Source organism: Marinobacter sp. LA51, assembly GCF_030297175.1.
Lineage (GTDB): Bacteria > Pseudomonadota > Gammaproteobacteria > Pseudomonadales > Oleiphilaceae > Marinobacter > Marinobacter apostichopi.
Genome location: NZ_AP028070.1, coordinates 699,778 through 713,685 on the forward strand (window position 1 = coordinate 699,778; position 13,908 = coordinate 713,685).

Consider the following 13,908-nt stretch of genomic DNA (forward strand, 5'->3'; position numbering starts at 1 on the left):
TCTAGCAGAGCGGACTGCTTAGCAAGAGTAGTACAGCTCGAACTCGACCGGGTGAGTGGTCATGTTCAGGCGCTCTACTTCACCGCGCTTCAGGTCCACGTAGCCCTGAATCATGTCTTCAGTGAAGACGCCGCCACGGGTCAGGAACTCGTGGTCTGCTTCCAGGCAATCCAGTGCTTCGGCCAGAGTTTCGGCAACAACCGGAATGTTCAGTGCTTCTTCCTTCGGCAGGTCGTACAGATCCTTGTCCATGGCATCGCCTGGGTGGATCTTGTTCTGAATGCCGTCCAGACCAGCCATCATCAGGGCCGCGAAGGCCAGGTACGGGTTGGCAGAGGCGTCCGGGAAGCGTACTTCGATACGACGTGCTTTCGGGCTGTTCACGTACGGAATACGGATGGAAGCAGAGCGGTTACGGGCAGAGTAGGCCAGCATAACCGGAGCTTCGAAACCCGGAACCAGACGCTTGTAAGAGTTGGTGGAGCTGTTGGTGAAGGCGTTGATGGCCTTGGCGTGCTTGATAACACCACCAATGTAATACAGAGCCGCTTCGCTCAGGCCCGCGTAGCTGTCGCCGGCAAACAGGTTCTTGCCATCTTTGCTCAGGGACATGTGAACGTGCATGCCGGAACCGTTATCACCCACTACCGGCTTCGGCATGAAGGTGGCGGTCTTGCCGTAGGCATGGGCCACGTTGTGTACGCAGTACTTAAGGATTTGAACTTCGTCGGCTTTCTTGGTCAGGGTGTTGGCGCCAACACCGATTTCGCACTGGCCAGCTGTACCCACTTCGTGGTGGTGTACTTCGATTTCCAGGCCCATGGACTCCATGGCAGCACACATAGCGCCACGCAGGTCATGCAGGCTGTCTACCGGAGGAACCGGGAAGTAACCGCCTTTCACACCTGGGCGGTGGCCGATGTTGTTGCGGTCGAAATCTTCGCCAGAAACCCAGGCGGCTTCTTCGGAGTGCAGGGAATAGCCAGCACCTTTCATGTCCACTTCCCATTTGACCGAGTCAAATACGAAGAACTCAGGCTCCGGGCCGAACAGGGCGCCATCGGCGATGCCGGTAGACTTCAGGTACTCTTCAGCGCGACGTGCAACGGAACGCGGATCGCGCTCATAACCCTGCATGGTTGAAGGCTCAACGATGTCACAAGTGATGTTGAGGGTGGTTTCTTCGGTGAACGGGTCCAGGACGGAGCTGGAATCGTCTGGCATCAGAATCATGTCGGATTCGTTGATGCCTTTCCAGCCGGAGATTGAAGAACCGTCGAACATCTTGCCGTCTGCGAAGAAGTCTTCGTCCACCTCAGAGGCGGGCAGGGTAACGTGCTGCTCTTTACCGCGGCTGTCGGTGAAGCGCATGTCTACCCACTTCACTTCGTGTTCTTTGATCAGATCAATTGTCTTGGACATTGTGCATGCTCCGTTAGTTGTCCCGTTTTGACGGGCGTATACGTGTTCGTTTTGCCGGATCGTTCAGAATGACTGATGTCCGATCTTTTATTCAGGCATTGCAGCTTAGCAAAAGCTTTAGCCACTTACCTGCAAAATTCGGCTGACTTGGGTAAAGCAAGGCGCTTGCCAATTTTTGGGGCGTGCGCCAGAAGTGCACAGTGGTGCGGCCTGCGGCACTTTTATGGGGATTGTGGGGCGTTGTTCTGGCGGAAACCTCGTCGGCGCACGCACCAGAATAGTGCGCTATTGTCTGGCTGTGATCACCTTTGGTGCAGAGGCTTGACGCAGATATAGTCGTTTATCTGCATATAATCAGTGTGGACTTTTCGATATACTGCCCGCCGCCTCATTTGCTCCCGGACCTTTTCAGCTGGTTGGGACGCGCCGATGCCGCCCGGTATTGGACAATGGGTTCACTTTACGGATTTGAGACGGCATGTGAGAGGTTTTACCTCCTTAAGACCCTCTCAGGTCAAAGAAAGCATGCCGCAGGATTATAGTTGTGATTGAAAAGCTTCGTAATATCGCCATCATCGCGCACGTCGACCATGGTAAGACGACCCTCGTTGACAAACTGCTGCGCCAATCCGGCACGTTGGACCGAAAAGAGCTCGAAAACGAGCGCGTTATGGATTCCAACGATCAGGAAAAAGAGCGTGGTATCACCATTCTGGCCAAGAACACGGCCCTGAAATGGAATGAGTACGATATCAACATCGTCGACACCCCGGGCCACGCCGATTTTGGCGGCGAAGTGGAGCGGGTGATGAGCATGGTGGATTGCGTGCTGCTGGTGGTCGATTCTATCGATGGCCCGATGCCGCAGACCCGCTTTGTAACCCAGAAAGCATTCGCAGCAGGCCTGCGTCCAATCGTTGTGGTGAACAAAATTGACCGTCCGGGCGCACGTCCGGATTGGGTCGTTGATCAGGTGTTCGATCTGTTCGATGCCCTGGGTGCCACTGAAGAGCAACTGGACTTCCCGATTGTTTACGCCAGTGCCCTGAACGGCATCGCCGGTATGGACCACGAGAACCTGGACGACAACATGGATGCCGTATTCCAGGCCATCGTCGACCACGTACCTGCGCCGAACGTTGATATGGACGGCCCGTTCCAGATGCAGATCTCCCAGCTGGACTACAACAGCTTCCTGGGTGTAATCGGTATCGGCCGCATCGCGCGGGGTAAGGTCAAGACCAACTCGCCAGTGACCGCCATTGGCGCCGACGGCAAGAAGCGCAACGGTCGTATCCTCAAGATCATGGGTCACTCCGGTCTTCAGCGTGTTGAAGTTGATGAAGCCCAGGCGGGCGACATTGTTTGCGTCAGCGGTATGGATGAGCTGTTTATCTCCGATACCCTGTGTGATCAGTCTCAGGTTGAAGCGCTGCCGGCACTGACCGTAGACGAGCCGACCGTTTCCATGACATTCCAGGTCAACGACTCGCCCTTCGCTGGTAAAGAAGGCAAGTACGTGACCAGCCGCAACATTAAAGAGCGTCTGGAAAAAGAGCTGCTGCACAACGTAGCTCTGCGTGTGGAAGAAGGGGAGTCTGCCGACAAGTTCAAAGTGTCCGGTCGTGGCGAGCTGCACCTGTCGGTTCTGATCGAGAACATGCGTCGTGAGAACTTCGAGTTGGCGGTTGGCCGCCCGGAAGTAGTCATTCGCGAAGTTGACGGCGTGAAGCAGGAGCCGTACGAAAATGTCATCGTCGACATTGAAGAGCAGCACCAGGGTCCTGTCATGGAGCAGATGGGTCTGCGTAAAGGCGACCTGACCAACATGGTACCGGACGGTAAAGGGCGCATGCGTCTTGATTACACCATCCCGGCCCGTGGTCTGATTGGCTTCCGTAATACCTTCCTGACCATGACTTCAGGTACCGGTATCCTGACCTCCACCTTCAGCCATTACGGCCCGATCAAGGTCGGTGACGTCACCAGCCGCCAAAACGGTGTTCTGGTGTCCATGGCAACGGGTACGGCGCTGACTTATTCGCTGGAAACCCTGCAGAGTCGCGGCAAGCTGTTCCTGGATCCAGGTCAGGAAATCTATGAAGGTCAGTTGTGCGGCATTCACAGCCGTGACAACGACATGGTCATGAACCCGACCAAAGGCAAGAAGCTCGACAACATGCGTGCTTCCGGCAAGGACGAGGTTATTGGCCTGGTGCCGCCGATCAAGTTCACCCTTGAGCAGGCGCTCGAGTTCATCGACGACGACGAGCTGGTAGAGGTGACGCCCAAGTCCATCCGCCTGCGTAAGAAGTTGTTGACGGAGAACGAGCGTAAGCGCGCCAAGAAGAAGTAAATTCCAGCAGGAATTCCAAAAGGGGCGGATCAGGTTTGATCCGCCCCTTTTTGTTCATATCAGCTAAACTCCGGTTAAACCCTTTGCCGGATCGCGTCATGCTCACCCTCTATCCCGACATCAAGGCCAATGCCCGGCACCGCATTGCGGTGGATTCTCCCCATGAGCTTTACGTGGAAGAAAGTGGCAACCCGGAGGGCATCCCAGTGTTGGTGGTTCATGGTGGTCCCGGTGGCGGCTGTGAGGACTATCAGCGACGCTTCTTCGACGCCGAGCGCTTCCGCATCATCTTGATGGATCAGCGCGGGGCAGGGCGCTCCTCACCCTTGGCTGAGCTTGAGGGTAATAGCACGGACAAGCTCATCGAAGATATGGAAACGGTGCGCTCCTTTTTGGGTGTCGATAAGTGGCTGCTGTTTGGCGGCAGTTGGGGTTCTACACTCAGCCTGGTGTATGCCCAAGCGTACCCGGAGCGAGTCCTGGGCATGGTGCTGCGGGGCATCTTCCTGTGCCGTCCTCGCGATATTCAATGGTTTTATCAGGATGGCGCCAGCCGGGTATTTCCGGACTACTGGCAGGATTTTGAAACTCAGATACCCGTCGAAGAGCGGGGCGACATGGTCGCGGCCTATTACAAAAGACTAACCAGCGCTAACGAATTGGAACAAATTCAGGCCGCCAAGGCGTGGTCCGTCTGGGAGGGGCGCTGCGCTACATTGCACCCCAATCCACGGGTGGTAGAGCATTTTGGCCATCCGCACGTTGCCATCGCCCTGGCGCGTATCGAGTGCCATTACTTCATTAACCGGGCCTTCCTTGAACCGGATCAGATCGTGCGGGACGCGCACACCCTGGCTGACATTCCGGGCATCATTATCCACGGCCGCTACGACATGGTCTGCCCGCTGGACAATGCGCTCGCGCTCAGCAAAGCCTGGCCCGGGGCAGATCTTCGAATTATCCGGGACGCCGGGCATTCTGCCTCTGAACCCGCGATAGTTGATGCCCTGATTCGAGGGGTGGAAGAGGTTGTCGCCAAATCTGGAGAAAGTGCGAGCTAGTCGTACTTTTTGATGGTTGCGGTTCGTTAATCCTGCCGATAGACTCAGTAGCCATTCGACGTTCTCCCGCTTAACAATTCCTAGAGAAGTGCATGAAAGGGCTTATCCAGCGAGTATCGGAAGCCAATGTCGCCGTGAGCAATCAACAGGTTGGCGCCATCAGGAGGGGCCTGCTTCTGTTGTTAGGCGTTGAGCGTGGCGATGCGGATGCACAGGCCAGGGAGCTGTGCCGAAAGATACTGACCTACCGAGTGTTTCCCGATGACCAGGGCCGCATGAACCGGAGTCTGCTGGATACCGGAGGCGAGCTTCTTGTTGTCCCCCAATTTACCCTTGCTGCCGACACGGCCTCGGGCACACGCCCCGGTTTTTCTAGTGCGGCCGCTCCTGATTTGGCCGAAACGCTCTATCGCACGTTTATAACGACTGCACAGGCTGAGCTTGGCAGCGAGCGCGTAGCCGAGGGTAGGTTCGGTACGGATATGAAAGTTCAGTTGATAAATGACGGCCCGGTAACCTTCATGCTGGAGGTTAAGGGGTGAGTAAGATTTTGGTAAGAATGGTGCGCCGCACCATGATGAGGCGGATAGGGCCAGGGTGTATTTGAATGGTGCGCCCAACTGCGCTCCACCCGAGGATAAGAGATTCCGTCACAAGTTTGTCATTTTTAACAAATTGATTTTTAAGGGGTAAATAAAGCTTGGCCCCGATATTGTAAAAAGAATGTCAGCTGGCTTTTGAGTGCTGAATCGCATAAACACTTGCGTTTCTGGTGCAAAACGAGCTAAAAATGCAACGCTAAAAGTTTGCAAAAACAGGTAGCTTGTATTAAAACAGGTTCATCATGCAGGGCTTTAACAAAGACCTGTAAGTGACTGAGCTAAAAGACCTGCTGGGAAGCGGATCTTAATAACTAGAAGAAAAGTTATCCTGGATGTCATGAAACTGACATAGGGGTAATACAGAATCGGGCCTATCCAGCGAAGACTGGTATTGCCTTACAAAATCGGGACAAGAACCCGTCGCTAAAACCTGAGTTAACTCAAAAAGGAAGACGCAAAATGAAAAAAACGCTCATCGCATCCGCTATTGCAGCCGCGACCTTCTCTGGCTCCGCGCTGGCTATGGAGAGCGCCTCTGAACTGGCCGCACGCATGGATTCCATGCCGCAGGTTTACGGTAACATCCAGTACGTTGTATACCATGCCGACGTAAAGGGAGGCGAAAACGGCCTCGAGCACGCTGACAACGGTTCTACCATCGGTGTTAAGCACGATCACGAAATCGCTCCGGGCATCACCGGTTTCTTCAAGCTTGAGCTTGAAGGTCTGGCTGCTGACGACAAGGACCGTGAATCCGGTCTGGAAGACGTCGATGAGGCTTACATCGGTGTTCGTGGCGATAGCTTCGGTCAGGTTTGGGTTGGTTCTGACGACTCTACTTACGAAAGCGCCATCGACAAGATTGCTAACTTTTACGAGTTCGCTGCTTATAACTTCGCAGGTGACTTTGAGACTGGCGAAGGCGACCTGGTCCAGTACAAGACTCCATCTTTCGGTGGTCTGACTCTGGGTGCCGCCGTGCAGATCAACGGCGACCTGGACGATGCTGCTCTGCCTGATAAAGGCGCTGACAAATCTTACCCGTACCAGTTGGCTGCTACCTACGCAGTTGACAACGTTGAACTGGCAGTAGCCATGGACTCCAACGACGGTGCTGGCGGTGCTAACAACGAAAACACCTACGGCCTGCGCGCTACTGTTGGCCTGGACGCACTGAGCCTGACTGGTCAGTTCCAGACTCGCAAAGACGTTGGTGATCTGTTCGGTGTTCAGGCTGTCTACTCCATGGGCGCCAACCAGTTTGCCGCTTCATACGAGCTGGGTGTTGCTGACGATGCAGACGACACAGAGGTGAGCACTATCACCCTGCAGGCTCTGCACAACCTGTCTGACCACATGTACGTGTACGTTGAAGGCTACCTGGGTGACGGTGACGACAACGTGTATGTAGCTGGTTCCGGCGAAAGCGAGCGTTCTGCGCTGGCCGTTGGTGGTGTTTACTACTTCTGATTCGTCATACCTGACGATCAGCTGAGTAACACAGCAGAAGAGCCGACCCTCCGGGGTCGGCTTTTTTTTTGTGTCGAGTTTCGTGATAGTTTATCAAGCCTGAGAGATGACACTTAGCGGTGTGCGTATGCGTAATCTGACCAAACTGATGTCCTTCCTGTCCGTGTTCCTTTTCTGGCATCACGTCCATGCAGCCAAGGCTCCGGAGCAAAAGCTGACGGACCTCTATGGTGCATTGCTGGAAGACCATACCCGCGAAGGCCGGAACGACGGTCTGGCGGTCCGGCTGGTGGATTACCCAGCACTTACCGGTGATGAACGCTGGTCCAGCCTCATTGCCCTGCTGGCAACCTACCCGAAAGAGGAGCTTAGCTCCGCCGAGGCGCGCAAGGCTTTTTACCTGAATGCCTACAACATCCTGGCCATGGATATGGTGTTGAGTAATTGGCCGTTGCGGAGCCTGAGATCGGTCGGGTCGCTTGTAAATCCGGTGTGGAAGCACGATGCCGGGGTGGTTGCAGGTGATCCGGTCACCCTCAGTTATCTCGAGCACGATTTGCTCCGAGCTATGGGCGACCCGAGAGTTCACATGGCCATCAATTGTGCGTCCCTGAGTTGCCCGGATCTGCGTCACGAACCTTATAAGGCCGCGGTGATCGATGAGCAGCTGGATGATCAGGTGATGCGTTTTCTGGATCAGGACTACAAAGGTATGTTGCTCGACTCCGAAAATCAGAGGGTGCGGCTGTCATCGATTTTTGACTGGTTTGAAGAGGATTTTGAATCCGCGGGCGGAGTAGAGCAGTTCGTCCGGGGTTATCGGCCCGATCTCCCCGAGGCGTGGGAGATGGATGCAGACCTGCCCTATAACTGGGGCGTAAATGGCAAGCTTTCAGCGCATACGCTGCGGGCAATGCGAGACGAATTCTAAACAATTGGGAGCAGTATGGCGGTTGAGCTGGAAATAAAACTGACGCTCACAGAGGCAAGTCTTACCCGGGCAGCCCAGTGGTTAGCGAATCGAGCCGATGTTGTGCCAGCGGGCACGAAGAAGCTCCGCAACTGCTACTACGACACCTCTCTGGGGTCATTGAATGAGCGCCGTATTGCCTTGCGGCTTCGGCAACAGGATGACCAGTTCATCCAGACCCTGAAAACCAAAGGCGAATTTTCCAGTGGCGCTCACCGTCGTAATGAGTGGGAATGGAGTCTGCCAAGTGCAGAACTCGATATTTCGCTGTTGGCGGACACGCCGCTGGCTGGGGATGAAGCGCTGTCCAACCTCCAGCCCGTCTTCGAAACCAATTTTGAGCGCCAGATTTTCATGCTCCACCGTGATGGCGCGGAAATCGAAGTTGCTGTCGATAGTGGCTCCATTCTCGCTGGCGATAAGGTGCGACCACTGTACGAGGTCGAGTTCGAGCTTAAATCAGGGGCGCCGGAAGTGCTGTTGCGAAGCGCTTTGGAGTTGGCCGAAGACGTGCCGGTTTTCCTGAATCTGGTCAGTAAGGCGGAGCAGGGTTATTTGCTGGCGGGCCAATACCTGCCGGAAGTTGCCATAGCCAGTGAAGATGGCGGCCCCGTGTCGGTTACTGGCTTTCTCGAGGGTCTGAGTGTGGCCTGGATGCGAGACATGGCCTATCCGGTTTCGCAGGTCGATCTCTCGGAGGTCTCCAGCAGAGCGTCCGTGGTAGGGCTTTCTGATCAGCTGGAGCAGGTGGTCAAAGATCTGGAAGCTGGTTCCCGCATTCCCGAGTTGGCAAAAACAGGCAGTCTGGGGTCGTTTCAGATCCGCCTGGCGGCTACCTGACCGTATTCAGTCCAGTCAGCCGGCGGAAGTCTTGTCGGCACCCGCCTTGTGCCACTGGGCTATGAATGTCCGGTATCGCTCCAGAGCCTCCTGAACCAATTCAACGCTTGGTGTGTTGGTGGATTTAACCAGCACAATCAAGCCTTTTCCTTCAACTTCTTCCGACGTCGGCGGGTGACAGATCACCTCGTCATCCTCGTCGATGTACGCCAGTGCGGTGCCGATATCGTGCCTGACCAGGGCGCTGACAATATCCGCCCAGTTCAGGTCGTCCAGCTCCAAGTCGTACCGATGTGGGTGGTCGCGCTCGTAATTAAACATGTCCTCCAAGACTTTCTCAGAGCCAGGCGCAACCACGGAGCGCACCATAATCTCGGGGTAGGTTCGCACGGGCCGGAGGATGGTTCGAATGCCGAGGGCTTTGAACCTTGCGCGGTTGCCGTCGCTGACACTCTCTACCGTGGTGAGTGTGCCGAGGTTGCGCTCACTGAGACGGTGGGCGATGTCGAATGTCAGGCTGTCAGAGTAGGGGTCGCATTCATCGGCGGCGAGCACAATGATGTGACGGGCACTGCCGGCATGAACGGCCTTCAGTGCCTCCGGATCGAAACCGGAGCCGTGGTAGTGAACGAGGCCTACATCTGATAGCTCCGTGGGCAGCCCGCTCGGAAATTCCCGCGTCAGCAGCATGATCGGAATCGTCTCATAGCCTGGGACCGAGCGGACCTGTGAGGCAAATCGCATGAAATATTGCGCGCCCCCGTTCCGGGGCGTATTGATGATGACGATGTGGTCGTTCATGTTATAAATCCACCTTCCGGTAATGATGCGTTCGCGACGATAGAAGCGGTACTCGATAAAATCACTCACAATGAGGGTTAGCAGGGTGATTGCCCCGACGAACATGATGGCAATGGTGCTTAGCCGGCCGATCGTTGTTTTCGGAGCGAAATCCCCGTAACCAACGGTGGAGACCGTGGTCATTGTGATCCAGACCGATTCGAACAGGCTAAGGTCTTCGACGCCCCACATGATCAGGATCTGGGTGCTGAGCAGCCCCGCAAGAATCAAGAACAGCCGTTTTACCCGTCGGCGGATCAGCCCTCCCATTGGAAGGTGTGTTTTCTCGTGCTCCGGGTTCAGTGGACGTCGGTTTCTCAGCATTCAGGGAGTCAGGCCTGTTCAGTCGCGATTGAGTTCGTTATACAGTACCGGAAATATAACAGAGAGACAGGGGTTTGCATTATGTCTGAGCCGTGGAGCTCCCTTCCGACACCCTTAGCTGACGACGTTGCCTCGTGCTGGGATTCGGTGTTCCCTGACGGTGTGCCGGGCTGGCTGACTTCCACGGCCGGGCAGTCGGAAGAAACGGTAGCCGGGGCCGTGGCGCGGAGTCTTTTCGTGCGTCAGGTGCTGGAGCGGTATCCCGAGCATGTTCAGATGATGGTGCAAGCCCATCCGCTGACAGAGCCGACAACGCCCGAGTTTCTGTCGCAGCGCTGGCAGGATTACCTGAGCTCGGTGAATGATGAGTCGTCCCTGCACTCGACCCTGCGCCAGTTCCGCCGTGAGGTTCAGTTTCGGATTATCTGGCGCGATTTGCTGCGCTGGGCTGACCTGGCTGAAACCGTGGCGGCAACCAGTGCCTTTGCCGATACGTGTCTTGAGGGGGCTCTGCACTGGCTTTACGAGGATGCCTGTGAGCAGTCTGGCACGCCCTATGGACCGGACCCGGTGACCGGCGAAGATGCGCCTCAGAAAATGGTGGTGTTGGGCATGGGCAAGCTCGGTGGTCGCGAGTTGAATGTGTCCTCGGATATTGACCTGATCTTTGCCTTTCCTGATAAGGGCGAGACCCGGGGCGGCCGCCGCTCTATCGATAACCAGACGTTCTTTATCCGCCTTGGCCAGCGCCTGATTCAGGCGCTGGACCAGATCACTGCCGACGGTTTTGTCTTCCGTGTGGATATGCGGCTACGTCCCTACGGCCAGAGTGGCGCGCTGGCCCTTAGCTTTGCCGCACTGGAAGCCTATTACCAGGATCAGGGCCGGGACTGGGAACGCTACGCCATGGTGAAATCCCGCGTGGTTGCCGGTGATCAGGAAGCGGGCAAGGTGTTGATGAAGACCCTGCGCCCGTTCGTGTACCGCAAGTACATCGATTTCAGTGCGTTCGAGTCGCTGCGAAGCATGAAGGCAATGATTGGCAGGGAGGTTCGTCGCAAGGGGCTGGAAAACAACATCAAGCTTGGTAGTGGCGGCATTCGCGAGATCGAATTCGTGGTCCAGGCGTTCCAGTTGATTCGCGGTGGCCGCGACCGTGAGCTCCAGCAGCGCGAATTGCTGGTCATCCTCAAGGAGCTTGAAGAGCTCGAGCTGCTGCCGTCAAACGTCGTCAAGGAGCTGAGGGAGGCGTATGTCTTCCTGCGCAACCTGGAGCATGCGTTGCAGGGGATGGCCGACAAGCAGACCCAGTTGCTGCCCGAGGACGAACTGGACAGGGCGCGGGTGGCGCTGATTATGGGCTTTGATGATTGGCAGAGCTGTGAGTCGGCACTGGAAGCCCACCGGCAGCGGGTTGCGACCCACTTTGCGAACATCATCGCGACCGAGGACGACGATGAAGAGGGGGCTGACGCTCTGGAAGAGGGTTGGCAGGAGCTTTGGCTGGCGGAGCTGGATGAGGAAGCCTCCGTCCGCTGGCTGGCCGACCATGGTTACGAAGACGCGGCTGGCAGCTACGCGCTGCTTCGGGAGTTGCGGGAGAACCGGACGGTTCAGACTCTTCAGACCCAGGGTCGCAGGCGTCTGAACCAGTTTATGCCGATGTTGCTCGACGCCTTGACCCAGGTCGACAACCCTTCCGAAACCCTGTCCCGTGTGCTTCAGTTGGTGGAGGCCATCCTTCGGCGAACCGCCTACATGGTGCTGCTGCTGGAAAATCCCGGTGCCTGTACGCAACTGGTCAGTCTCTGCAGCGAAAGTCCCTGGATCGCCCAACAGCTGGCGGAAACCCCGTTGTTGCTGGACGAGTTGCTGAACGCGGAAAGTCTGTATCACCCGCCGGCCAAGGCCGAGCTGCAGGATGACTTACGGCAACAGATGCTGAGGATTCCGTTTGAGGATCTGGAAGAGCAGATGGAGTCCCTGCGTCATTTCAAGAAGGCGCACCTGTTGCGGCTGGCGGCCTCGGAACTGAAGGGCACGCTGCCGCTGATGAAGGTCAGTGATTATCTGACCTGGCTGGCGGAAGTGGTGCTGGACCACGTGGTGGATGTGGCTTTCTCCAATCTGGTGAGTCGACATGGATATCCGAAACGGGCCGATGGCTCAGTGTGTGAGACCGACTTTGCGATCATAGGCTACGGCAAACTTGGCGGCATTGAGCTTGGCTACACCTCGGATCTGGATCTGGTGTTCGTCCATGGAGCCGATCCCGAGCTCGCAACCGATGGTGAGAAATCGATCGATAATGCGGTTTTTTATACCCGGTTGGGGCAGCGCATTGTTCACATCCTGAACACCCAGACGCCGTCCGGCCTGCTCTACGAAGTGGATATGCGGTTGCGGCCCTCGGGTAATTCGGGCCTTCTGGTCAGCACGTTGCACGCGTTTGAAAAGTACCAGCGCAGCGAAGCGTGGACCTGGGAGCATCAGGCCCTGGCCCGTGCCCGCGGGGTGGCCGGTTGCCGGGAGACACTGGAGGCGTTCGAATCGATTCGCCACGATATCCTGTGCCAGTCCCGGGACCGGGAAAAGCTCCGGCAGGAAGTGGTCGATATGCGGGAGAAAATGCGAACCAGCCTGGGTACGCCGGAGTCCCGTCAGCAGGAAGTCTTCAATATCAAGCACGACACCGGCGGCATCGTCGATATCGAGTTTCTGGTGCAGAATCTGATGCTGGCTAATTGCGCCGACCACCCGGAACTGACCCAGTGGTCGGATAATATCCGCCAGATGGAGGCATTGGGGCAGGTTGGGGTGATGTCGGTGGCGGATACTGAGAAGCTGCGCGATGTCTTTATCGCTTTGCGGTCGACCATTCACCGTCGAGCGCTGCAGAACCTGAACAGTGAGGTGGAAGCAGGGAGCTTCCCGGAGGAGCGTGACTACGTCCGGGGGCTTTGGCAGGATATCATGATTGATTAGCTTGCTAAGTTTTCTTCCTGCGAAGTTTCCTGCTAGAATGCCAAATCCCCGAAAACCGCTTTTTTAGGAGCAACGAAGAATGTCGATGGCTGATCGCGATGGCCACATCTGGCTGGATGGTGAAATGGTTCCCTGGCGGGAAGCCAAAACTCACGTGCTTACCCACACCCTGCATTATGGTCTGGGCTGTTTTGAGGGCGTGCGAGCCTACAACACCGCCAACGGTCCGGCTATTTTTCGCCTGAAAGAGCATACCGATCGGCTGTTCCGCTCCGCTCACATCCTCAATATGAAGATGCCGTTCAGCAAAGAAGAGCTGAACGAAGCGCAGTGCGCAGCCGTACGTGAAAACAACCTGGACGAAGCCTACCTGCGCCCCATGGTGTTTTTGGGCTCAGAAGGCATGGGCCTGCGCGCCGATAACCTGAAGGTTCATGTGATGGTTGCTGCCTGGAGCTGGCCTTCCTACATGTCGCCGGAAGCCAAAGAGGTGGGCATCAAGGTGCGGACGTCGTCCTACACCCGTCACCACGTCAACATCACCATGTGTAAGGCGAAGGCGAACGGCAACTATATCAACTCCATGCTGGCACTGAATGAAGCTATTGCCAGTGGCTGTGAGGAAGCGTTGCTGCTGGATAACGAGGGTTATGTCGCGGAAGGTTCGGGTGAGAACATCTTCATTCTTCGCGACGGTGTTCTGCATACGCCTGAACTGACCTCCTGTCTGGAAGGTATCACCCGCCAGACTATCCTGGATTTCGCGAGCGAGCTGAACATTCCGGTGAAAGAGCGTCGCATCACTCGTGATGAAGTGTACATCGCCGATGAGGCCTTCTTCACCGGCACCGCCGCTGAAGTTCTGCCGATCCGAGAACTGGACGGCCGCGCCATTGGTGCTGGCAAGCGTGGTCCGGTTACCGAGAAGCTGCAGGCCATGTACTTCGATGCGGTGAAGGGCAAGCTCGAGTCCCGCAACAGCTGGCTGACCCACGTTAAGGGCTGATCAGCGAAGGATTATCCAGGCCGCCTTCTGTG

The 13,908-nt window shown here is 56.2% G+C and carries 10 protein-coding genes; 8 read left to right on the plus strand and 2 right to left on the minus strand.

Going from position 1 to position 13,908, the window contains the following annotated elements; translation table 11 throughout:
- Positions 1-18: 18 nt before the first annotated feature.
- A complete protein-coding gene (gene glnA, locus QUE89_RS03205) occupies positions 19-1,422 on the minus strand; it encodes a glutamate--ammonia ligase (RefSeq protein ID WP_286221806.1) in 1,404 nt (467 codons plus the stop codon).
- A gap of 544 nt (positions 1,423-1,966) precedes the next feature.
- Between glnA and typA the strand changes: the two genes are divergently transcribed.
- The 6 genes from typA to QUE89_RS03235 all read left to right on the plus strand — a co-directional run bounded on the left by typA (position 1,967) and on the right by QUE89_RS03235 (position 8,721).
- Complete coding sequence (gene typA / locus QUE89_RS03210) at positions 1,967-3,778, plus strand: translational GTPase TypA (protein WP_286221807.1); 1,812 nt, start codon at positions 1,967-1,969, stop codon at positions 3,776-3,778.
- Between the two features lie 98 nt (positions 3,779-3,876).
- Positions 3,877-4,839, plus strand: coding sequence for a prolyl aminopeptidase (gene pip, locus QUE89_RS03215; RefSeq protein ID WP_286221808.1), 963 nt, complete (start codon positions 3,877-3,879; stop codon positions 4,837-4,839).
- Positions 4,840-4,931: 92 nt separating this feature from the next.
- Positions 4,932-5,381, plus strand: coding sequence for a D-aminoacyl-tRNA deacylase (gene dtd, locus QUE89_RS03220; protein ID WP_286221809.1), 450 nt, complete (start codon positions 4,932-4,934; stop codon positions 5,379-5,381).
- Between the two features lie 519 nt (positions 5,382-5,900).
- Positions 5,901-6,911 carry a porin gene (locus tag QUE89_RS03225; protein ID WP_286221810.1) on the plus strand — a complete coding sequence of 337 codons (1,011 nt, stop codon included), beginning with the start codon at positions 5,901-5,903 and terminating at the stop codon, positions 6,909-6,911.
- Between the two features lie 127 nt (positions 6,912-7,038).
- A complete protein-coding gene (locus QUE89_RS03230) occupies positions 7,039-7,842 on the plus strand; it encodes a DUF547 domain-containing protein (RefSeq protein WP_286221811.1) in 804 nt (267 codons plus the stop codon).
- Between the two features lie 15 nt (positions 7,843-7,857).
- On the plus strand, positions 7,858-8,721 hold the full coding sequence (locus QUE89_RS03235; RefSeq protein ID WP_286221812.1) for a CYTH domain-containing protein: 864 nt from the start codon (positions 7,858-7,860) through the stop codon (positions 8,719-8,721).
- A gap of 15 nt (positions 8,722-8,736) precedes the next feature.
- Here QUE89_RS03235 and QUE89_RS03240 read toward each other — a convergent pair whose 3' ends face one another.
- Positions 8,737-9,885 (minus strand): potassium channel family protein, encoded by a 1,149-nt coding sequence (locus QUE89_RS03240; RefSeq protein ID WP_286221813.1) that lies wholly within the window; start codon positions 9,883-9,885, stop codon positions 8,737-8,739.
- An 81-nt stretch (positions 9,886-9,966) separates the two neighbouring features.
- Here QUE89_RS03240 and glnE point away from each other — a divergent pair, with 81 nt between their 5' ends.
- Positions 9,967-12,870 (plus strand): bifunctional [glutamate--ammonia ligase]-adenylyl-L-tyrosine phosphorylase/[glutamate--ammonia-ligase] adenylyltransferase, encoded by a 2,904-nt coding sequence (gene glnE, locus QUE89_RS03245; RefSeq protein ID WP_286221814.1) that lies wholly within the window; start codon positions 9,967-9,969, stop codon positions 12,868-12,870.
- A gap of 79 nt (positions 12,871-12,949) precedes the next feature.
- Entirely contained in the window at positions 12,950-13,876 is a 927-nt protein-coding gene (locus QUE89_RS03250) for a branched-chain amino acid transaminase (RefSeq protein ID WP_203301735.1), read from the plus strand.
- Positions 13,877-13,908: the final 32 nt, after the last annotated feature.

Coding starts and splice junctions, on each gene's coding strand:
- glnA (WP_286221806.1), bottom strand. CDS start 1,422: ATGTCCAAGACAATTGATCTGATCAAAGAACACGAAGTGAAGTGGGTA.
- pip (WP_286221808.1), top strand. CDS start 3,877: ATGCTCACCCTCTATCCCGACATCAAGGCCAATGCCCGGCACCGCATT.
- dtd (WP_286221809.1), top strand. CDS start 4,932: ATGAAAGGGCTTATCCAGCGAGTATCGGAAGCCAATGTCGCCGTGAGC.
- QUE89_RS03225 (WP_286221810.1), top strand. CDS start 5,901: ATGAAAAAAACGCTCATCGCATCCGCTATTGCAGCCGCGACCTTCTCT.
- QUE89_RS03230 (WP_286221811.1), top strand. CDS start 7,039: ATGCGTAATCTGACCAAACTGATGTCCTTCCTGTCCGTGTTCCTTTTC.
- QUE89_RS03235 (WP_286221812.1), top strand. CDS start 7,858: ATGGCGGTTGAGCTGGAAATAAAACTGACGCTCACAGAGGCAAGTCTT.
- QUE89_RS03240 (WP_286221813.1), bottom strand. CDS start 9,885: ATGCTGAGAAACCGACGTCCACTGAACCCGGAGCACGAGAAAACACAC.
- glnE (WP_286221814.1), top strand. CDS start 9,967: ATGTCTGAGCCGTGGAGCTCCCTTCCGACACCCTTAGCTGACGACGTT.
- QUE89_RS03250 (WP_203301735.1), top strand. CDS start 12,950: ATGTCGATGGCTGATCGCGATGGCCACATCTGGCTGGATGGTGAAATG.